16 protein-coding genes, 1 tRNA gene and 1 pseudogene are annotated in these 19,664 nt (G+C 70.0%); 12 read left to right on the forward strand and 6 right to left on the reverse strand.

Annotated elements, in window-relative coordinates:
* Positions 1 to 28: 28 nt before the first annotated feature.
* A complete protein-coding gene (locus LNW73_RS15885) occupies positions 29 to 604 on the reverse strand; it encodes a TerD family protein (protein ID WP_138351212.1) in 576 nt (191 codons plus the stop codon).
* A 175-nt stretch (positions 605 to 779) separates the two neighbouring features.
* Complete coding sequence (locus tag LNW73_RS15890) at positions 780 to 1,304, reverse strand: PadR family transcriptional regulator (protein ID WP_250990345.1); 525 nt, start codon at positions 1,302 to 1,304, stop codon at positions 780 to 782.
* Positions 1,305 to 1,452: 148 nt separating this feature from the next.
* On the opposite strand from LNW73_RS15890, the gene LNW73_RS15895 reads away from it, so the two are divergent.
* From LNW73_RS15895 to LNW73_RS15920, 6 genes and pseudogenes are all read left to right on the forward strand, one after another.
* The gene (locus LNW73_RS15895) at positions 1,453 to 2,019 is read left to right on the forward strand and encodes a hypothetical protein (RefSeq protein WP_250976801.1); all 567 of its coding nucleotides are present in this window, start codon (positions 1,453 to 1,455) and stop codon (positions 2,017 to 2,019) included.
* 6 nt (positions 2,020 to 2,025) lie between these two features.
* Positions 2,026 to 3,375, forward strand: coding sequence for a carotenoid oxygenase family protein (locus LNW73_RS15900; protein ID WP_250990346.1), 1,350 nt, complete (start codon positions 2,026 to 2,028; stop codon positions 3,373 to 3,375).
* A gap of 93 nt (positions 3,376 to 3,468) precedes the next feature.
* A complete protein-coding gene (locus tag LNW73_RS15905) occupies positions 3,469 to 4,191 on the forward strand; it encodes an aquaporin (RefSeq protein WP_250990347.1) in 723 nt (240 codons plus the stop codon).
* A gap of 88 nt (positions 4,192 to 4,279) precedes the next feature.
* Positions 4,280 to 4,891 (forward strand): TetR/AcrR family transcriptional regulator, encoded by a 612-nt coding sequence (locus LNW73_RS15910; RefSeq protein ID WP_250990348.1) that lies wholly within the window; start codon positions 4,280 to 4,282, stop codon positions 4,889 to 4,891.
* A pseudogene (locus tag LNW73_RS15915) lies at positions 4,875 to 6,509 on the forward strand (acyl-CoA dehydrogenase family protein). Before LNW73_RS15910 ends, LNW73_RS15915 begins: the two are co-directional and overlap by 17 nt.
* Entirely contained in the window at positions 6,506 to 7,306 is an 801-nt protein-coding gene (locus tag LNW73_RS15920; RefSeq protein ID WP_250990349.1) for a crotonase/enoyl-CoA hydratase family protein, read from the forward strand. Before LNW73_RS15915 ends, LNW73_RS15920 begins: the two are co-directional and overlap by 4 nt.
* A 106-nt stretch (positions 7,307 to 7,412) precedes the next feature.
* On the opposite strand, the gene LNW73_RS15925 is transcribed toward LNW73_RS15920, so the two are convergent.
* Entirely contained in the window at positions 7,413 to 8,993 is a 1,581-nt protein-coding gene (locus tag LNW73_RS15925) for an FG-GAP repeat domain-containing protein (RefSeq protein WP_250990350.1), read from the reverse strand.
* Between the two features lie 251 nt (positions 8,994 to 9,244).
* Positions 9,245 to 9,327 (reverse strand) — tRNA-Leu (locus LNW73_RS15930).
* A 414-nt stretch (positions 9,328 to 9,741) separates the two neighbouring features.
* On the opposite strand from LNW73_RS15930, the gene LNW73_RS15935 reads away from it, so the two are divergent.
* The 6 genes from LNW73_RS15935 (at position 9,742) to pknB (ending at position 17,711) form a co-directional block, all read left to right on the forward strand.
* Positions 9,742 to 10,602, forward strand: coding sequence for an FhaA domain-containing protein (locus LNW73_RS15935; RefSeq protein WP_250976794.1), 861 nt, complete (start codon positions 9,742 to 9,744; stop codon positions 10,600 to 10,602).
* A 10-nt stretch (positions 10,603 to 10,612) separates the two neighbouring features.
* A complete protein-coding gene (locus tag LNW73_RS15940; protein WP_250976793.1) occupies positions 10,613 to 11,128 on the forward strand; it encodes an FHA domain-containing protein FhaB/FipA in 516 nt (171 codons plus the stop codon).
* Positions 11,129 to 11,215: 87 nt separating this feature from the next.
* Entirely contained in the window at positions 11,216 to 12,685 is a 1,470-nt protein-coding gene (locus LNW73_RS15945; RefSeq protein ID WP_250976792.1) for a PP2C family protein-serine/threonine phosphatase, read from the forward strand.
* A gap of 22 nt (positions 12,686 to 12,707) precedes the next feature.
* The gene (locus LNW73_RS15950; RefSeq protein WP_138351201.1) at positions 12,708 to 14,090 is read left to right on the forward strand and encodes an FtsW/RodA/SpoVE family cell cycle protein; all 1,383 of its coding nucleotides are present in this window, start codon (positions 12,708 to 12,710) and stop codon (positions 14,088 to 14,090) included.
* Complete coding sequence (locus LNW73_RS15955; RefSeq protein ID WP_250976791.1) at positions 14,087 to 15,559, forward strand: peptidoglycan D,D-transpeptidase FtsI family protein; 1,473 nt, start codon at positions 14,087 to 14,089, stop codon at positions 15,557 to 15,559. The genes LNW73_RS15950 and LNW73_RS15955 overlap by 4 nt, the downstream gene beginning before the upstream one ends.
* A gap of 178 nt (positions 15,560 to 15,737) precedes the next feature.
* Entirely contained in the window at positions 15,738 to 17,711 is a 1,974-nt protein-coding gene (gene pknB, locus LNW73_RS15960; RefSeq protein ID WP_250990351.1) for a Stk1 family PASTA domain-containing Ser/Thr kinase, read from the forward strand.
* 179 nt (positions 17,712 to 17,890) lie between these two features.
* Here the strand turns inward: pknB and LNW73_RS15965 are convergent, their stop codons facing one another.
* Together LNW73_RS15965 and LNW73_RS15970 are read right to left on the reverse strand one after the other, a co-directional pair.
* Positions 17,891 to 18,847: a BRO-N domain-containing protein gene (locus LNW73_RS15965; RefSeq protein WP_250990352.1), complete on the reverse strand. Its 957-nt coding sequence runs from the start codon at positions 18,845 to 18,847 to the stop codon at positions 17,891 to 17,893.
* 85 nt (positions 18,848 to 18,932) lie between these two features.
* Complete coding sequence (locus LNW73_RS15970) at positions 18,933 to 19,625, reverse strand: class E sortase (RefSeq protein WP_250990353.1); 693 nt, start codon at positions 19,623 to 19,625, stop codon at positions 18,933 to 18,935.
* Positions 19,626 to 19,664: the final 39 nt, after the last annotated feature.

Here is a 19,664-nt window from a genome sequence, read left to right on the forward strand (position 1 = left end):
CGCGGCCCTTCCTCACATGACGCCGAGGTCAGAGGTTGACGCCGAAGTCCTGCGCGATACCGCGCAGCCCCGAGGCGTAGCCCTGGCCGACGGCCCGGAACTTCCACTCCGCGCCGTTGCGGTACAGCTCGCCGAAGACCATCGCGGTCTCGGTGGAGGCGTCCTCGGTGAGGTCGTAACGTGCCAGTTCGTTGTTGTCCGCCTGGTTCACCACACGGATGAACGCGTTGCGGACCTGGCCGAAGCTCTGCTGACGGCTCTCGCCCTCATAGATCGAGACCGGGAACACGATCTTGTCGACCTCGGGCGGAACGGTCGCGAGGCTCACCTTGACGGCCTCGTCGTCGCCCTCGCCCTCGCCCGTGAGGTTGTCGCCGGTGTGCTCGACGGAACCGTCCGGGCTCTTGAGGTTGTTGAAGAAGATGAAGTGCTTGTCCGAGACAACCTTGCCGGTCGTATCGACCAGCAGCGCACTCGCGTCCAGGTCGAAGTCGGTGCCGGTCGTCGTGCGCACGTCCCAGCCCAGGCCGACGGTGACCGCCGTCAGTCCGGGGGCCTCCTTCGTCAGCGAGACATTGCCGCCTTTGGAGAGGCTGACACCCATGATGGACTCCCTGCTCAATCCGGCGCGGGCCGCGCCGCTTGACGATTCCTTTGCCCAATAGCTCCAACGGACACCACCCTGCCCCGGTTCCCGCCGGGCTGCCACCCTTGCGCGGCCGGTACGGACCGGCCGCTCCGCCACTCGGCCGATCGGTGTCGGTGTGCCGGGCCGCGGGTCAGCGCGCGCGGTCCGCGACCTGGTCCGCGGCCCAGCGGGCCCACTCCTCCTGCATGGCGGTGAAGCGCAGCCCGTACTCCAGGGCCAGCCGGCCGTAGACGGAGGGCTGGTCGTCGCCCCAGTTCACCGCCGCCTCCAGCTCCTTCAGCGAGGCCCGGTGACCGGCGGCGCGGGACGCCTCGTTCCCGAGGTACGCGCACGCCTCCACCGGAGTGAGAACGCCCAGGAAGAAGACCCGCAGCAACGTTTCACTGCGGCGCACCCGGTCGGGTTCCGTCTCGGTGAGCCAGTGCCGCAGCTCGGCGAGGCCTTCGTCGGTGAGGGCGTACTCCTTGCGGCCGCGCGGTCCTTCCGCGGCCACTTCCAGCAGGCCCGTATCGGCGAGACGCCCCAGCTCGCCGTAGACCTGGCTCTGGGTCGCGGGCCAGACATTGGCGAGGGAGGTCTCGAACAGCTTCATCAGGTCGTAGCCGCTGGCCGGACGTTCGACCAAGAGGCCCAGCAGTGCGTGGCGGAGGCTCATGTGTTCCATCCTACCTTCCACTCTTGACACGTCAATGCTGGACGTTCTACTTTTGACACGTCGGAAATGGAATACCGGACCCGGACCACCATCCGGGACCACCCACCCGGACCACGAACCCGGAACCCGGACCACCGGAAGGCCTGTCATGAACTACCTGCGCGGCTTCATCCCCTGGATCGCCTTCGCCGCCGTCTCCTCGGCCGGCTGGCAGTGGGGGGCCCTCACGGGTCTCGTCCTCGGCATCTGGCTGCTGATCCAGGACCGCAAGGCGGGCATCGCCGCCGAGTCCCAGATTCTGGAGTTCAGCACGATCGCGTTCTTCGCGGTCCTCAGCGTGGTCGCCTTCTCCCGTCCGGACTCCGGCCTGGAGGACTACAGCGGGGCGCTGTCGCTCGGCTGGCTGGCCATCACCGCCTGGGCCACCCTCGCCGTCCGCCGCCCCTTCACCACCGGCATCGCGAAGCGCCAGGCCCCGCCCGAGGTGTGGAACAGCCCGGTCTTCCTCCGGATCAACGTGGTGATCACCGCCGTCTGGGCCGCCGCCTTCACCGTCACCGCCGCCGTGCTGATCCCCGTCTACGCCGCGGACCTCGGCAGCGGTGTCTCGATCCCGATCCAGGTCGCCGGCTTCGTGGTCCCCGCGCTCTTCACCGCCCGCTACCCGGACCGCGTCCGAGCCCGCCTGTCCGAGCCCGGCACGCAGGAAGGCTGACCCCGCATGACCCAGCAGCCCGCCGCCGCCCCGCATCTGTCCGGCAACTTCGCCCCCGTCGCGGAGGAGCTGACCGCCTACGACCTGCCGGTCACCGGATCGATCCCGCCCGAGCTGACCGGCTGGTACCTGCGCAACGGTCCCAACCCGCAGGACGCCGCCTCCCCGCACTGGTTCTTCGGCGCCGGAATGGTGCACGGCGTCCGCCTCGAAGGCGGCCGCGCCACCTCGTACCGCAACCGCTGGGTCCGTACCTCGACCTTCACCCACGGCGCCCGGATCTATGACGACCAGGGCAATCCGGATCTCACCGCGGGCCCCGCCAACACCCACATCGTCCGGCACGCGGGCCGCACCCTCGCCCTGGTCGAGGCGTCGTTCCCGTACGAGATCGACTGCCGCCCCGGGCATGAGCTGGAGACCGTCGGACCGCACGACTTCGGCGGCCGGCTCGACACCCCGATGACGGCCCACCCCAAGACCTGCCCGACCACCGGGGAGCTGCACTTCTTCGGATACGGCGGGCTCACCGCCCCGTACCTCACGTACCACCGGGCCGACGCCTCCGGCGAGCTGGTCGTCAGCCGCCCCGTGGACGTCCCGGCGCACACGATGATGCACGACTTCCATCTCACCGCCTCCCACGTGGTGTTCATGGATCTGCCCGTGGTCTTCAACCTCCAGGAGGCCATGCGCCCCGGCGGCGGCATGCCGTACCAGTGGGACCCGGCCTACGGCGCCCGGCTCGGCGTGCTGCGCAGGGACGACCCGTACGGCGCCGTCCGCTGGTTCCCGATCGACCCCTGCTACGTCTTCCACGGGCTCAACGCGTACGACGAGGGCGATGGCGACCGGATCGTCCTGCACGTCACGCGCTATCCGCACCACTACGCGCCGGATCTGGCCCACCGGCCCGCCACCTTGTGGCGCTGGACGCTGGACCTCGTGACGGGCACCGTCGCCGAGGAGCAGATCGACGACCGGCCGTGCGAGTTCCCCCGGGTCGACGACCGGCTCGCCGGCCGGCCGGCCCGGTTCGGCCATGTCACCACCGCCGAGGGGCTGGGACGCGGGCCGGTGGCCGGCGCCCTGGTCCGCTACGACCTGCGGACCGGCGGCGTCAGCAGCCATGAGTTCGCGCCCGGCCGCACCCCCGGCGAAGCCGCCTTCGCCCCGGCCGACGGCCTCGCGGGCGGCCCCGGCTGGCTGCTCACCTATGTGTACGACGCCGGCACCGGCACCAGTGACCTGGTGATCCTGGACGCCGAGCACCTCGCCGCCCCGCCGGTCGCGACCATCCATCTACCCCAGCGGGTGCCCTACGGATTCCACGGCAACTGGCTTCCCGACCGGTGAGCGACCCGCCGGAACCAGCCGGTGCCGATACCGAACCTGTCTCATTTCCAAGATACGGAAACAATATTCCGATACAGGCCTCAGAATCTGGGCATGCAGACACAGGCCGTTCCGGCGCGGGAAGCCACCCCGCCGGCTGTCCCGCCCCTCAGGAGAGCCGCCGCCGAACTGGTCGGCACCGCCGCTCTGGTGGCCGTCGTGGTCGGCTCCGGAATCCAGGCCACCCGCCTCAGCCAGGACGTCGGGGTGCAGCTGCTGGCCAATGTGCTGGCCACCGCCCTGGGACTCTGGGTGCTGATCACCCTCCTCGCCCCGGTCTCCGGCGCGCACCTCAACCCCGTGGTCACCCTCGCCGACTGGTGGACCGCACGCGGCGGCCCGACCGCGTACGGCGCCCGGACCGTGGCCCTGTACGTCATCGCGCAGACCTCCGGCGCCATCGCCGGATCGGTGCTCGCGGACGCCATGTTCGACCGCCCGCTGATCAGCTGGTCCACCCACGACCTGTCGGCGGGGCATCTGCTGCTGGGCGAAGTCGTCGCCACCACCGGGCTCGTGCTGCTCGTCACCGGCCTGGTCCGCAGCGGCCGCACGCAGCTGGCACCCGTCGCCGTCGCGACCTATATCGGCGCCGCGTGCTGGTTCACCTCCTCCAGCTCGTTCGCCAACCCCGCCGCCACCGTCGGCCGCTCCTTCAGCGACACGTTCACCGGAATCGCCCCCGGCTCGCTGCCCGGCTTCATCGCCGCCCAGCTGACCGGCGCCGTCCTTGGACTGGCCCTGGCCACCGCGCTCTTCACTCCGAAGAAGCCCTGAGAAACCCGGCAGCAGCCCGGCCGAAGCGTCCCAGAACCGTCAGGACCGAGTCTTGATGAAGAACTGAATCACTGCTTCACTTCTACGTATGCCCTACCGCAGGACCCCCACCATCCAGGCGCGCCTCGACGCCCAGCGCGACGCCGTGCTCCACGGAGCGGTGGAGCTGCTCGCCGAACGCGGCTACGCCGCCTGCTCGGTGGCCGCGGTCGCCGAACGGGCCGGTATCGCGGCCGGCAGCGTCTACCGCTCGTTCCCCAGCAAGGCCGAGCTCGTCGCGGAGCTGTTCCGGGTGGTCTGCGGCCGGGAGGTCGAGGCCGTCCGGGCCGCCGCCAACCGGCCCGCCGACCTGCACGACCGGGTCGCCGCGATCATCGAGACCTTCGCCGGACGGGCCCTGAAGTCACCGCGGCTGGCCTACGCCCTGCTCGCCGAGCCGGTCGACGCCGCCGTCGACGCCGAACGGCTGGTCTTCCGCCGTGCGTTCCGCGATGTGATCGCGGAACAGATCGCCGCCGGCGTCGCCTCCGGACGACTGCCGGCGCAGGATCCCCATCTCACCGCCGCCGCCCTGGTGGGGGCCGTCGGAGAAGCCCTCGTCGGCCCGCTCGCCGACGGCGGCGCACCCGACGACCTGATCCCCGCCCTCGTCTCCTTCGCCCTACGCGCTCTGGGAGGACGCAATGCCGCAGACTCATGAGGTCACCAACCAAGCACCGCCCCTGACCGGCCACGACGTCGCCGCCGACGCCACCCTCATCGAGGGTCTGCACCGCCAGGGCGCCGGCTAGTCCGAGGACTCGCTGCACACCCTGGGAACGCTCGCGGGCACCGAACACGCCCAGGAACTGGGCCGGTTGGCCAACGAGAACGAACCGGTGCTGCGCACCCACGACCGGTACGGCAACCGCATCGACGAGGTCGAGTTCCACCCCGCCTGGCACGAACTGATGGACACCGCCGTCAGCCACGGCCTGCACGCGGCCCCCTGGCGCGACGACCGGCCCGGCGCCCATGTCGCCCGCGCCGCCAAGCTCTACGTCTGGGGCCAGGTGGAGCCCGGCCACATCTGCCCGGTCTCCATGACGTACGCCGCCATCCCCGCCCTGCGCGCCAACCCCGCGCTCGCCGCCGCGTACGAGCCGCTGCTCGCCGCCCGCGAGTACGACTTCGGGCTCCGCGCCCCGGCCGGCAAGCGCGGCCTGATCGCCGGTATGTCGATGACCGAGAAGCAGGGCGGCTCGGACGTCCGCAGCAACACCACCCGGGCCGTGCCGGCCGGCGGCGAGGCCGGCACGTACACGCTGACCGGCCACAAGTGGTTCACGTCCGCGCCCATGTCGGACCTGTTCCTGACCCTCGCCCAGGCCCCCGGCGGCCTTTCCTGCTTCCTGCTGCCGCGCGTCCTCCCCGACGGCTCCCGCAACCGCATCCAGCTGCAGCGCCTCAAGGACAAGCTGGGCAACCGCTCCAACGCCTCAGCCGAGATCGAGTACGACGGTGCCCTCGGGTATCTCATCGGCGAGGAGGGCCGCGGGGTCCGCACCATCATCGACATGGTCAACCTGACCCGTCTGGACTGCGTCCTGGGCGCCGCCACCGGTATGCGCGCCGGCCTGATCCGGGCCGTCCACCACACCGCGCACCGCTCGGCGTTCGGTGCCCCGCTCATCGACCAGCCGCTGATGCGCAACGTCCTGTCGGACCTCGCCGTCGAGTCCGAGGCCGCCACCACCGTCGCGATCCGGCTGGCCGGCGCCACCGACCGCGCGGCACGCGGCGACGCCGCCGAGGAGTCCTTCCGCCGGCTGGCGCTCGCCGTCACCAAGTACTGGGTGTGCAAGCGCGGTCCCGTGCACGCCGCCGAAGCCCTCGAATGCTTCGGCGGCAACGGCTACATCGAGGAGTCGGGCATGCCGCGCCTCTACCGCGAGGCTCCGCTGATGTCGATCTGGGAGGGCTCCGGCAACGTCTCGGCGCTCGACGCGCTGCGCGCGATGGCCCGTCAGCCCGACTCCGTCGAGGCGTTCTTCGCCGAGACCGACCTGGCGGCGGGCGCCGACCGGCGGCTGGACGCGTCCGTGGCGGAGCTCAAGAAGGAGCTCGGCGACCTCACCGACCTCGAATTCCGTACCCGGCGCATCGTGGAGTCGATGGCGCTCGTCCTGCAGGGCTCGCTGCTCGTCCAGTACGGCAGCCCCGCTGCCGACGCCTTCTGCGCCTCCCGGCTCGGCGGCGACCACGGCCGCGCCTTCGGCACCCTCCCCGCCGGCACCGACACCGCACCCCTCATCGACCGCGCCCGCCACCTCCTGTGACCGCACCCGAAGACGCCGCCGAGGCTGCCGACGCCCCGGTCCGCGTCGAGCGCGACGGCCCCGTCACCACCGTCGTCCTGAACCGCCCCAGGGCGCGCAACGCCGTCGACGGCCCCACCGCCGCGGCCCTGGCCGCCGCGTTCCGGGACTTCGACGCCGACCCCGACGCCGCTGTCGCCGTCCTGTGGGGCCAGGGCGGCACCTTCTGCGCCGGCGCGGACCTCAAGGCCGTCGGCACCGACCGCGGCAACCGGGTCGCCGAGGACGGCGACGGCCCGATGGGACCCACCCGGCTGCGGCTGTCCAAACCCGTCATCGCCGCGATCAGCGGCCACGCCGTCGCGGGCGGACTGGAACTCGCCCTGTGGTGCGATCTGCGGGTCGCCGAGGAGGACGCCGTCCTCGGCGTCTTCTGCCGCCGCTGGGGCGTTCCGCTGATCGACGGCGGCACCGTACGGCTGCCCCGCCTCATCGGCGAGAGCCGGGCGATGGACCTGATCCTGACCGGCCGCCCGGTACCCGCCCCCGAGGCTCACGCCATCGGCCTCGTCAACCGCCTGGTACCCCCCGGCGAAGCCCTGCGGGCCGCCCGCGAACTCGCCGCCGACATCGCCCGCTACCCGGCCGCCTGCATGCGCGCCGACCGCGAGTCCGCCCGCGCCCAGGCCGGCCTCCCCGAACCCGAAGCCCTCCGCCAGGAACTCCACAACGCCTCCGCCGCCCTCGCCGGAGTAACCGAAGGCGCCCGCCGCTTCACCTCCGGCCTCGGCCGCCACGGCGACTCCGCCACCATCTGACGACCCGCCGCCCGCTCGCCCGGCCGGGCACCGAAGCGCGTCTGCCGCGCACCCCGAGAGGTGCGCGGCAGACGGCTGCCCGGAGGCGTTCCGGCAGGTGCTGCGGTCAGTCGGCCGAGACGACGGTCGTCCAGTCGAGAGCGCCGTGCGCGCCCGTCGCGGGTGCGAAGCCGCCACCCCTGAGCCCGGCGAAGAACTTCAGGGTGCCGCGCTTGTCGGCCGCGTAGAGGTCGGCGACACCGTCACCGTTGGCGTCCCCTGCGCTGAGGATCCGCGGGTAGGCCGCGGCGGTGAATCCCCTGCCGAACGCCTTCCAGGCCGAAGGGGCGGCGATCGTCCCGTCGGCGTTGCCCGCCGCGAGGGTGATCCTGCCGGTCACGTCGTCCCGGAACAGGATGTCCACGATGCCGTCGCCGGTCACGTCACCGGGGGTGATGACGGTGCGGTTCTCCAGGCCGGTGGCCAGCACGGTGGGGGTGATCGATCCGAAACCCGGGTCCCACCGCAGCAGTCGGCCGTTCTCCACGGTGAGCAGATCGCCGTCCCCGCTGCCGTGGAGGAGCTGCGTGGCGCCCTTCCAGCTGGTGCCGTCGGCCCGGGTCCACTTGCCCAGTCGCTGCGTGCTCTGGTCGAAGTCACCCAGACCGTTGTTGCTGTACGCCGTCATGTACCCGGTGTCGCTGACCCTGAGCAGGTCCTGGTAGCCGTCCCAGTCCGAGTCCCCGTTCCGCAGCACGGCACCCGGTGCCCACGCGCTTCCGGAGTCGGCGTACGTCACCGCCTTCTTCAGCGTGCCGTCGCCCTTCCCGTACAGGACATACAGCTTGCCGTCCGCACCGATGGCCAGCAGGTCTGGTTGCGCGTCGCCGTTGAGGTCGCCGAAGTGGTCCTGCTCGGCGGCGGACGACACCATGAAGGTGTACTGCGCGTCCTCCGAGAGGTTCCCTGCCCGGTCCACCGTCCGGACGTTGAGCCAGTTCGTCCCCCACTGGGTGGGCGTCAGCTTCACGGTCGCCGTGCCGTGCGGACCGACCGGCACCGACGTGGCACCGATGCTGGGCACGGCGCCGTTCAGCGCGTACTCGAACCGCACGGCGTCGGCCGCGGCCGGCCCGGACACCTTGAAGGTGAAGGCACCCGTGGTGCGGACGGGCGGCGCCGGAGTCGTGCCGTCGGACGGCGCGAACACCTTGGACTTCACGACCGGCACGGCGGGCCGGGTGTGGTCGGCGATGAAGTGGCAGCCGGCCGACCAGTCGGAGACCCCACCGTCCGAGGCCGTCTCACGGACCTGCCAGGTGTACGTCACCCCGTCGGTGAAGTCCGCGGCCGGGAGCTGCAGCCGGCGCAGGCCACCGCCGTACCCGGTCTGCGTGTAGTCGTACGGCGCCGAGCCGTCGCCCGGCTGGATGAGGAACTCGGTGGTGTACGTGACCGTCGACTTGCCGTTCGATGTCGCCGAGAACGTGACGCCCGTGTTTCCGATGTATCCGTAGGGCGCGGTGGCCCCGCAGGCGTCACCCCCGCCCGACGGGGACGGGGTGGTGGCGGGCCCGCTCGGTGCCGGGACCGGTGCGGCGTCCTGGGCGGCCGCCGGGGTCGTGGCTGCCGCGGCGGCGAGCAGCGCCGCGGCCGGAACAACGGCGAAGCGCCACCGTCCGGGCAGCCTTCGGTGCATCACGGTCATGAATCCCCCCTCGGGATCCGGCGCGAACGCCGGTGAACGTCCGGTGATCGTCGGTGACGACACCGGCGCTGAATCTACGCGGGGGGTCCGACAACGCCAACGGGGTTCTGGGGACGGCGGAACACGAGGCGGGGCCACTCAGGAGTGACGAGCGTCACCCGGACCACCTCACGAAACATCCGGCCAACGAAAAACGGCCCCTCCGGGCGACTTTCGTCACTCCGGAGAGACCGTTCAACGGTTCTACTCTGTGCGCGAGGGGGGATTTGAACCCCCACGTCCCGAAGGACACTGGCACCTGAAGCCAGCGCGTCTGCCGTTCCGCCACTCGCGCAATAAGTGGCGCCGGTCGATGCTCCTTCACCCTCCGGACCGTGGTCCGGGCAGTGCGGGAGCGCCTTCCGACTCGAGAAGATTAGCACGGCGGCAGGGGTGGAATCACACCCGTTTCCGCCCGCCCACCGGGGCGGACACCGCCCGGCGCCTGAGCCCGCCCGGGTGTCGGCCTCCGAAGCCGTCCGCGCCGTGTACCCCGGCCCCCACCGGGCAGGGTTCACCGGAGAGCACCGCGCTGTACGGCCGCGCCCCCGGTTGCGGGACACTGGACAGGAGCCGCATCTACCATCCGAGTGGACCGTGTGAGGGTTGACACTGCCCCGTCCCACGGGATCGGGGAACCAGCCGTTTTCCCGGCGCGTGGATACGATCAGTAAGCAGTATCGGAAGAGCCCGAGGAGGGAGGTGCCCCATGGGAGTAATGAAGCGCTTCGAGCAGCGTCTCGAGGGCTTTGTGAACGGCACCTTCGCCAAGGTGTTCAAGAGCGAGGTCCAGCCGGTCGAGATCGCGGGCGCGCTCCAGCGTGAGTGCGACAACAACGCCACGATCTGGAACCGCGACCGCACTGTGGTGCCCAACGACTTCATCGTCGAGCTGAGCACGCCCGACTTCGAACGGCTCAGTCCGTACTCCGTGCAGCTCGGCGAGGAACTCGCCGGCATGGTGAAGGACTACGCCAAGCAGCAGCGCTACACCTTCATGGGCGGCATCAAGGTCCACCTGGAGAAGGCCGACGACCTCGACACCGGCCTGTACCGGGTGCGCAGCCGCACGCTCGCGTCCAGCGAGTCCCAGCAACCGCAGCCCCACCAGCAACAGCCGCCGCAGCCGATGCAGCGGCACGAGCCGCCGCGCGCCGCGGCGCCGTATCGTCCCTCGGGACCGCCCCCGATGCCGGCGGGACCGCCTCCGGGCGGACGTGCCGGCGGACCGGCGCCCGTGACGCGGCTGCCCGGCGCCGGATCGCCGCAGGGCGGTCCCGGCGGCGGCGCGGTGCGGCGCTGGATCGAGATCAACGGCAACCGGCACCAGATTTCCCGGCCGACGCTCGTTCTCGGCCGCAGCACCGAGGCGGATGTCAGGGTCGACGACCCCGGCGTCTCGCGCCGGCACTGCGAAATCAGGGTCGGATCGCCTTCCGTGGTCCAAGACCTCGGATCAACAAACGGCATTGTGGTGGACGGGCAGCACACCTTGCGCGCTACGCTCCGCGACGGCTCTCGCATCGTCGTCGGGAGCACCACCATCGTGTACCGGCAAGCCGAAGGGTGAAGCGGGGGCAATGTCAGAGCTGACCCTGACGGTCATGCGGTTGGGTTTCCTCGCCGTACTGTGGCTGTTCGTCATCGTCGCGGTACAGGTCATCAGAAGTGACCTGTTCGGGACCCGGGTGACCCAGCGCGCGGCACGGCGCGGGGCCGACCCGTCCCGCCCGCCGCAGCAGCGCCAACAACAGGCGCAGAACCAGCGGCAACAGCCGCAGAACAACCGACAGCGCCGTGGCGCCCCGACCAAGCTGGTCGTCGCCGAGGGCTCGCTGACGGGTACCACGGTCGCGTTGCAGGGCCAGACCATCACGCTCGGCCGGGCGCACGACTCAACAATCGTGCTCGACGACGACTACGCGTCCAGTCGGCATGCCAGGATCTACCCGGACCGGGACGGCCAGTGGATCGTCGAGGACCTCGGATCCACCAACGGCACTTATCTGGACCGGAATCGGCTGACCACGCCGACCCCGGTGCCGATCGGCGCGCCGATCCGCATCGGGAAGACCGTCATCGAGCTGCGGAAGTAGTCGCACAATGGGCGAGCGGAGCCAGCGAGCGCGAGCGAGAGGGTGGGCAGCGTGCGGATGTACCCGGAGCCGACGGGCGAGGTGCGCATGACTCTGAGCCTGCGTTTCGCCGCCGGTTCGCACAAGGGCATGATCCGGGAGGGCAACGAGGACTCCGGCTATGCCGGTCCGCGCCTGCTCGCGATCGCCGACGGCATGGGCGGCCAGGCGGCCGGTGAGGTCGCCTCGTCCGAGGTGATCTCCACCATCGTCACGCTCGACGACGACATTCCCGGTTCCGACATCCTGACGTCGCTCGGCACCGCCGTGCGGCGCGCCAACGACCAGCTGCGCGTCATGGTCGAGGAGGACCCGCAGCTGGAGGGCATGGGCACCACGCTCACCGCTCTGCTGTGGACCGGACAGCGGCTCGGTCTCGTCCACGTCGGCGACTCCCGCGCGTACCTGCTCCGCGACGGTCTGCTCACGCAGATCACGCAGGACCACACCTGGGTGCAGCGGCTCGTCGACGAGGGCCGGATCACCGAGGAGGAGGCCACCACCCACCCGCAGCGCTCCCTGCTGATGCGCGCGCTGGGCAGTGGCGAGCACGTGGAGCCGGACCTGTCGATCCGCGAGGTGCGGGTCGGCGACCGGTATCTGATCTGCTCCGACGGGCTGTCGGGCGTCGTCAGCCACCAGACCCTCGAGGACACCCTCGCGGGGTACCAGGCACCCAACGAGACCGTGCAGGAGCTGATCCAGCTCGCGCTGCGCGGTGGCGGCCCCGACAACATCACCTGCATCGTCGCCGACGTCCTGGACGTGGACGACAGCGACACGCTGGCCGGACAGCTGAACGACACCCCGGTGGTGGTGGGCGCCGTCGCCGACAGCCAGCTGCCGCTCTCCGACCCGCGGCACCTGCAGACCCCGGCCGGCCGCGCCTCGGAGCTGGGCCGGACGCCCCCGCCGCAGCAGACGGGCCCCGCGGGCTCCTTCGGCCCGCCCGGCAGCGGCGATCTGACGATGGCCGGCGCGGCCCCGATGGGCTCCTTCGGCGCGTTCGACGACGCGGAGCTCGACAAGCCGGTCAAGAAGCGCAAGTGGCTCAAGCGCTCGGTGATCCTGGTCGTCATCCTCGGCGTCCTCGGCGGCGGTCTGTACGCCGGCTACCGCTGGACGCAGACCCAGTACTACGTGGGCGCCAAGGACCAGCACGTCGCCGTCTACCAGGGCATCGACCAGAAGCTGGCGTGGATCAGCCTGTCGAAGGTCCATCAGGACCGCCCCGAGATCGAACTCAAGTACCTGCCGGCCTACCAGCGCGACCAGGTCGAGGCCACGATCGCGCTGAGCAGCCTCGGCCAGGCCACCGACAAGGCCGACGAGCTGGCCAAGCAGGCCGACGTCTGCAAGAAGGTCGAAGCGGGCAAGACCAACGCCGCGAAGGCCAAGGCCGCCGCGAAGGCGGCCCAGGACAAGCTGAACAAGCCGACCGGCGCGGTCCCGACCCCTGGCCCCACCCTCTCGCCCGACGAACAGAAGCTGGCTCCGCAGTGCGGCACCCAGCAGTAGTACGAGGAGGGGGCAGCTCTTCATGAGTGCCAGCAACACCAGCACCATCTCTTCCGTCGGCGCACCCAGCCGGCGCAACACCGAGCTCGCGCTGCTCGTCTTCGCCGTGCTGATCCCGGTCTTCGCGTACGCCAACGTCGGCCTGGCCAAGGACGGCTCGCTGCCCGCCGGCCTGCTCGCCTACGGCCTCGGCCTCGGCCTGCTCGCGGGCATCGCGCACCTCATCGTGCGGAAGTTCGCGCCGTACGCGGACCCGCTGATGCTGCCGATCGCGACGCTGCTCAACGGCATGGGCCTGGTGTTCATCTGGCGGCTTGACCTGGAGCCCTCGCTGGGCAAGGCGATGGCGCCGACCCAGCTGATGTGGTCCACGCTCGGCGTCGCGCTCTTCGTCGCCGTGCTGGTCGTGCTCAAGGACCACCGGATCCTGCAGCGCTACACCTACATCTCCATGGTGGTGGCGCTGGTCCTGCTGATCATGCCGGTGTTCTTCCCCGGCATCAACGGCGCCAAGATCTGGGTCACCATCCCGGGTGTGGGTTCGCTGCAGCCCGGCGAGTTCGCGAAGATCATCATCACCGTCTTCTTCGCCGGCTACCTGATGGTCAAGCGGGACGCGCTCGCGCTCGCCAGCCGCCGCTTCATGGGCCTGTACCTGCCGCGCGGCCGCGACCTCGGACCGATCCTGGTGCTGTGGGTGCTCAGCCTGCTGATCCTGGTCTTCGAGACCGACCTCGGCACCTCACTGCTCTTCTTCGGCCTGTTCGTGATCATGCTGTACGTCGCCACCGAGCGCACCAGTTGGATCGTCTTCGGCCTGGTGCTGTCGGCCGCCGGCGCGGTCTTCGTCTCCACCTTCGAGCACCACGTCAAGGACCGCGTCGACAACTGGCTGAACCCGCTCGCGCTGGTCAACGGCGGGGTCACCGAGACCGCCCAGACCATGTACGCGTTCGGCTCCGGCGGCATGTTCGGCTCCGGCCTGGGCCAGGGGTACTCCCGGCTCATCGGCGGCATCGCCCCGAAGAGCGACTACATCCTCGCCACCGTCGGCGAGGAGCTCGGCCTGGCCGGCCTGATGGGCGTCCTGCTGCTCTACGGGCTGCTCATCGAGCGCGGTGTCCGCACCGCCCTCGCGGCCCGCGACCCGTTCGGCAAGCTGCTCGCGATCGGCCTGTCGGGCGCCTTCGCGCTGCAGGTCTTCGTGGTCGCCGGCGGCGTCACCGGCCTCATCCCGCTCACCGGTATGACCATGCCGTTCCTCGCCCAGGGCGGTTCTTCCGTCATCGCGAACTGGGCGCTGGTCGCGATCCTGCTGCGCATCAGCGACACCGCGCGCCGCCCGGCACCCAGCCCCGCCCCGTCAACCGATGCCGAACCGACCCAGGTGGTGCGCACCCAGTGAACAAGCCCCTGCGACGGGTCGCGGTCTTCTGCGGCCTGCTCGTCCTCGCCCTGCTGATCCGCGTCAACTATGTGCAGTTCGTCACGGGTGACGAGCTGGCGAACGACAAGCACAACCGGCGGGTGAGCATCAACCAGTTCGCCCAGCCGCGGGGCGACATCATCGTCGACGGCAAGTCGCTCACCGGCAGCGTCGAGACGCCCGGCAGCGACTTCAAGTACAAGGCCACCTTCAAGGACGGCCCCATGTGGGCCCCCGTCACCGGCTACGCCTCGCAGGCGTACCAGACGACGTTCCTCGAAGGCGTCTACGACAAGTTCCTCACCGGCAACGACGACCGGCTCTTCTTCAACCGCACCATCGACATGCTGACCGGCAAGGAGAAGCAGGGCGGCAAGGTCATCACGACCCTGAACGCCAAGGCCCAGCTCGCCGCGTTCACCGGCCTCGGCAACAAGAAGGGCGCGGTCGCCGCGCTCGACCCCCGTACCGGCGCGATCCTGGCGCTGGCCAGCACGCCCTCGTACGACCCGTCGACCTTCGCCGGCTCCTCCACGAAGACCGACCAGAAGAACTGGCTCGCCCTGCAGAAGGCCAACAACCCCGACGACCCGATGCTCAACCGGGCGCTGCGCCAGGTCTACCCGCCCGGCTCGACGTTCAAGGTCGTCACGGCCGCCGCGGCGCTGGAGAACGGCGACATCAGCAAGATCACGGACATCGACGCGCCGACCGACTCGCCGCTGCCCTACAAGCTGCCGCAGAGCTCCAGGAACCTGGAGAACGAGGGCGACCTGCCCTGCAAGAACGCCTCGCTGCGGGTGGCTCTGAAGGTGTCCTGCAACACCGTCTTCGGTCACATCGGTGACGTGCTCAAGAAGGACAAGATGCGCGAGCAGGCCGAGAAGTTCGGCTTCAACCAGGAGATCATGACGCCGGTCCGCGCGGACGCCAGCGTCTACTCCAAGGAGATGGACGCGCCGTCCAACGTGCTCTCCGCGATCGGCCAGTACAACACCGCGGCCACCCCGCTGCAGATGGCCATGGTCGCCGCCGCCATCGCCAACGACGGCAAGCTCATGCAGCCGTACATGGTGGACAAGCTGCAGGCGCCGAACCTGAACGTGATCGAGCAGACGAAGCCCCACGAGTTCTCGCAGCCGGTGTCGGCCGCCAACGCCCAGAAGCTCCAGCAGATGATGGAGACCGTGGTCAAGGAGGGCACCGGCACGAACGCCCAGATCGACGGCGTCACCGTCGGCGGCAAGACCGGCACCGCGCAGAACGGTGTCGGCAACAGCAAGAACCCGTACGCCTGGTTCATCTCCTACGCCAAGACCGCCGACGGCTCCCCGGTCGCCGTCGCCGTCGTCGTGGAGGACTCCGACGCCTCCCGTGGCGACATCTCCGGTGGTGGCCTGGCCGCGCCGATCGCCAAGAAGGTCATGGAGGCCGTACTGAACAAGTGACACGGGACGCGTGACGCACGTCACCCACCGGGCAGTTTCCTCCCCATAACCACCCCATCGCCGCTCGTGGCGATACCGGTCGGATATCGGGACCCGGTCAGGTCCCGGATCCATCGAGCGTGCCGGGTACCGTATGCCCGAGCATCCACAGGGCACGGTTAAGGGAAGGGCAAGAGCTATGGAAGAGCCGCGTCGCCTCGGCGGCCGGTACGAGCTGGGTTCGGTGCTCGGCCGCGGTGGCATGGCCGAGGTGTACCTCGCCCACGACACCCGGCTCGGCCGCTCCGTCGCTGTGAAGACGCTCCGGGTGGATCTCGCCCGCGACCCGTCCTTCCAGGCCCGGTTCCGCCGTGAGGCCCAGTCGGCCGCCTCCCTGAACCATCCGTCGATCGTCGCCGTGTACGACACCGGCGAGGACTACGTCGACGGTATCTCCATCCCGTACATCGTCATGGAGTACGTCGACGGCTCCACCCTCCGCGAACTGCTGCACTCCGGTCGCAAGCTGCTGCCCGAGCGCTCGCTGGAGATGACCGTCGGCATCCTGCAGGCCCTGGAGTACTCGCACCGCGCCGGCATCGTGCACCGCGACATCAAGCCCGCGAACGTGATGCTCACGCGCAACGGCCAGGTCAAGGTCATGGACTTCGGCATCGCCCGTGCCATGGGCGACTCCGGCATGACGATGACGCAGACCTCCGCGGTCATCGGCACGGCCCAGTACCTCTCCCCCGAGCAGGCCAAGGGCGAGCAGGTCGACGCCCGCTCCGACCTGTACTCGGCCGGCTGCCTGCTGTACGAGCTGCTGACCGTGCGGCCGCCGTTCGTCGGCGACTCCCCGGTGGCCGTGGCGTACCAGCATGTGCGCGAGGAGCCGCAGCCCCCGTCGAACTTCGATCCCGAGATCACGCCCGAGATGGACGCCATCGTCCTCAAGGCGCTGGCCAAGGACCCGGACTACCGGTACCAGTCCGCCGACGAGATGCGCGCGGACATCGAGTCGTACCTCGACGGCCAGCCCGTGGGCGCGACCGCCGCCATGGGATCCGTCGGCTACGGCGGGTACGGCGGCGGCTACGGTGACGGCGCGGCGACCACGGCGCTGCCCCCGCAGAACCCCGCGACCTCCATGCTTCCCCCGGTCCGCGACGACGACGGGGGCTACGGCTACGACGACCGCCCCGACCGCCGCCGGCAGAAGAAGAACCACACCTCGACGGTGCTGCTGGTACTGGCCGGCATCCTCGTCCTGGTCGGCGCGATCTTCCTCGGCCGGGCGCTGTTCAGCGACAAGGGCGCGCCGGATTCCCTCACGGCCCCGAACCTCGTGGGGAAGTCCTTCGCCGACGCCCAGAACGCGGCCGCCAACGTCGACCCGTCCATCAAGGTCGTCAAGGGCGACACCAAGTTCTGCGAGGCGCAGCCGGCGAACGCGATCTGCGACCAGCTGCCGAAGGCCAACGACGCGCTCGCGGCCGACAAGACGATCACGGTCTCCATCTCCAAGGGCGTGGCCCCGATCCCCGTCCCGGACGTCGTCAACGACAAGTTCGAGGACGCCAAGAAGTCCCTTGAGGACAAGGGATTCCAGGTCAAGGAGGTGACCGAGACGTCGAACACCAAGGACGACGGCACGGTCACCAAGCAGGACCCCGCGGGCGGCACCCTCAAGCCGAAGGACACGGTCGTCACGCTGACCGTGGCCAAGAAGCCCGAGGAGATCACGGTCAAGGACGTCACGCAGATGCCCCTCGCCCAGGCGAAGCAGACGCTCATCGACCAGGGTCTGAAGGTACGGACCCAGGACGAGGAGTCGGCCGACAAGCCGGTGGGCTCCATCCTCCGGCAGGACCCGGCGGGCGGCAGCACGGCCCAACCGGACCAGACGGTCACCCTGTTCATCGCCAAGGCGCCGCAGCAGCAGAACCTCACCGTCCCCGGCGACCTGGTCGGCAAGACGCTGAAGGACGCCAAGGACCAGCTGGCGGGCATGGGCCTGAAGGTCCAGGTCCTCGGCCCGAAGAAGGACGACGCCGTCGTCGCCCAGTCCTTCCCGCAGCCGAACCAGCCCGTCCAGCAGGGCGGCACGGTCCAGCTCTTCACCACCGGCGGAACCGGCAACGACAACAACGGCGGCCTGTTCGGCAACTGACGGCCCGCCGGGTGGAACCGGAAGCACGAGCACGACGAAGGGGCCACGGACATCCCGTCCGTGGCCCCTTCGTGTGACACAGCGCCGGAATATCCGCGAACTGCCGATGAGGGTCGGTAGTCTGCCTGCCGGGGGCCGCCGCAACTTCGGTTTGCGACGGCCCCCACCTTCGTTCCCGGCTACTGCCGGTTCAGCGCATAGACCGGCGCCCCCTCGTGCGTCCCCCCGAGCGAGCGGATGCAGGCGTGCTTGCGCATGAACCGCAGACACTCGTTGACCCGATGGACCGTCAGACCGGTCCGCGCCGCGATGGTCTCCAGCGACTGCCGGATCTCCCCGTGCTCAGCCAGCACGGGAGCGATGGCGATGGCCACCGCCCAGACGTCCTCCGTCACGGACAGCCGCGACTTCCAGTCCGCCAGCACGGATTCCGCCGTGAGCCGGGGCGGCTCCGGCACCGAGGCCGGAGCCGGCTGCACCTGCCGGGCGAGCATGGCGTCCAGCGTGTCACCGATCCGGTCCATGGCACGGACCAACCGGTCCTGCGACCGCGCCATGTCCCGGCGCGTCTCCTGCGCCTCGCGCTGTGTGGTGAGCAGCGCCTCGTCCAGCCGGAGGTTGTGCTCCTCCAGCCGGACGATCGCGTCGGCGACGTCCCCCGGCATCGCATAGGCGGTCGGGGCGCCGGACGCGGACGGCTGGACCTCGGCCTTCTCCAGGGAGTAGGAACCGTCCCGCTGGACGGTGACGACGACCTCCGCCACCCACTGCTTGAACGGCTCGGACTCCGGCTTCGTGCAGGCGTTGACGAGCCGGACCAGACCCTGGAGATTCACCAACTTCATGTGACTCTTGAGCCCGTGAGCTGCGAACTTGCGTGAACCGTCTGCTCCAGAGACGGTTCGTGCAAGTTCCGCCACCGTGGTCGCGCATGTTGCGGGGACGTGCATGCCGAGCGCCTGCCGCGTATTGGTGTAGCCCAGATTCACCGCGACATCGACCGCCGGGAACCAGTGGGTTCCGTCCGGCATGGTCAGCCGGCGGACTCGCGACCCCGTCGCCGCGTAGACGAAGTCGTTGACATCGATGGCGTCCTGCTGAGCCGCCGTGGCCGGCAGCTTGATGTGTTCGCTCATACGAACCACCTCCTGGGCGGAACGTAGAACGGTGCAAATCGAAAATTCCAGCCTATTGTTGGATGTTCATTAATCCGGGTGACGATCAGCCCAGTTCGGCCGGCGGGGTGCGGTTCGCGTCGACCTTGTCGGTGCGGGCCAGTTCCGCCCAGACCACGTAGCGGTTCCGGGAGGTGTAGACGGGGGTGCAGGTGGTGAGGGTGATGTAGCGGCCCGGCTTCTTCTTGCCGGACTCCGTCGGGATCTGGTTGATGACGCCGACGTTGTACTTGGAGGTCTCGTCGAGGACCGAGTAGACCTTGTAGACGTACCAGGTGTCCTTGTCCTCGAAGACGACGGGATCGCCGTTCTTGAGCTTGTCGATGTTGTGGAACTTGGCGCCGTGGCCGTCGCGGTGGGCGGCGAGCGTGAAGTTGCCCTGCTTGTCCCACGGCATGGCCGACTTGACGGGCTGGTCGTAGTAGCCGGCGACGCCCTCGTTCAGGATGTCGGTGTCGGTGCCCTTCTTGACCAGGACCTCGAAGTTCCTGCCCATCGCGGGGACATGGAGGAAGCCGATGCCGTCCTTGGTGTCGAGGCCGCGGGGGCCGGGGGCGGACCAGTCCTGCCGGACCTTGTCGCCGTCCCGCTTCGCGTGGCGATCGGCTATCACGTTCGTCCACCACAGCGAGTAGACGACGAACAGGGCGAGCACCAGCCCCGTGGTGATCAGCACTTCACCGATCACACTGATGATGGCCGCGACCGGGCCCCGCCCGCCGCGATTGGTCGTCGTCACCGCTGTTCCGTTCTGTGGCAGTCCGTGGTCCGGCCCGGG

Source organism: Streptomyces sp. RKAG337, assembly GCF_023701715.1.
In the GTDB taxonomy this organism is placed as follows: Bacteria; Actinomycetota; Actinomycetes; order Streptomycetales; family Streptomycetaceae; genus Actinacidiphila.

Bases quoted from the DNA above. Each gene is read 5' to 3' on its own strand.
- LNW73_RS15950 (WP_138351201.1), top strand. From the start codon at position 12,708: ATGAGTGCCAGCAACACCAGCACCATCTCTTCCGTCGGCGCACCCAGC.
- LNW73_RS15900 (WP_250990346.1), top strand. From the start codon at position 2,026: ATGACCCAGCAGCCCGCCGCCGCCCCGCATCTGTCCGGCAACTTCGCC.
- LNW73_RS15965 (WP_250990352.1), bottom strand. From the start codon at position 18,847: ATGAGCGAACACATCAAGCTGCCGGCCACGGCGGCTCAGCAGGACGCC.
- pknB (WP_250990351.1), top strand. From the start codon at position 15,738: ATGGAAGAGCCGCGTCGCCTCGGCGGCCGGTACGAGCTGGGTTCGGTG.
- LNW73_RS15890 (WP_250990345.1), bottom strand. From the start codon at position 1,304: ATGAGCCTCCGCCACGCACTGCTGGGCCTCTTGGTCGAACGTCCGGCC.
- LNW73_RS15935 (WP_250976794.1), top strand. From the start codon at position 9,742: ATGGGAGTAATGAAGCGCTTCGAGCAGCGTCTCGAGGGCTTTGTGAAC.
- LNW73_RS15945 (WP_250976792.1), top strand. From the start codon at position 11,216: ATGACTCTGAGCCTGCGTTTCGCCGCCGGTTCGCACAAGGGCATGATC.
- LNW73_RS15895 (WP_250976801.1), top strand. From the start codon at position 1,453: ATGAACTACCTGCGCGGCTTCATCCCCTGGATCGCCTTCGCCGCCGTC.
- LNW73_RS15885 (WP_138351212.1), bottom strand. From the start codon at position 604: ATGGGTGTCAGCCTCTCCAAAGGCGGCAATGTCTCGCTGACGAAGGAG.
- LNW73_RS15940 (WP_250976793.1), top strand. From the start codon at position 10,613: ATGTCAGAGCTGACCCTGACGGTCATGCGGTTGGGTTTCCTCGCCGTA.
- LNW73_RS15925 (WP_250990350.1), bottom strand. From the start codon at position 8,993: ATGACCGTGATGCACCGAAGGCTGCCCGGACGGTGGCGCTTCGCCGTT.
- LNW73_RS15910 (WP_250990348.1), top strand. From the start codon at position 4,280: ATGCCCTACCGCAGGACCCCCACCATCCAGGCGCGCCTCGACGCCCAG.
- LNW73_RS15905 (WP_250990347.1), top strand. From the start codon at position 3,469: ATGCAGACACAGGCCGTTCCGGCGCGGGAAGCCACCCCGCCGGCTGTC.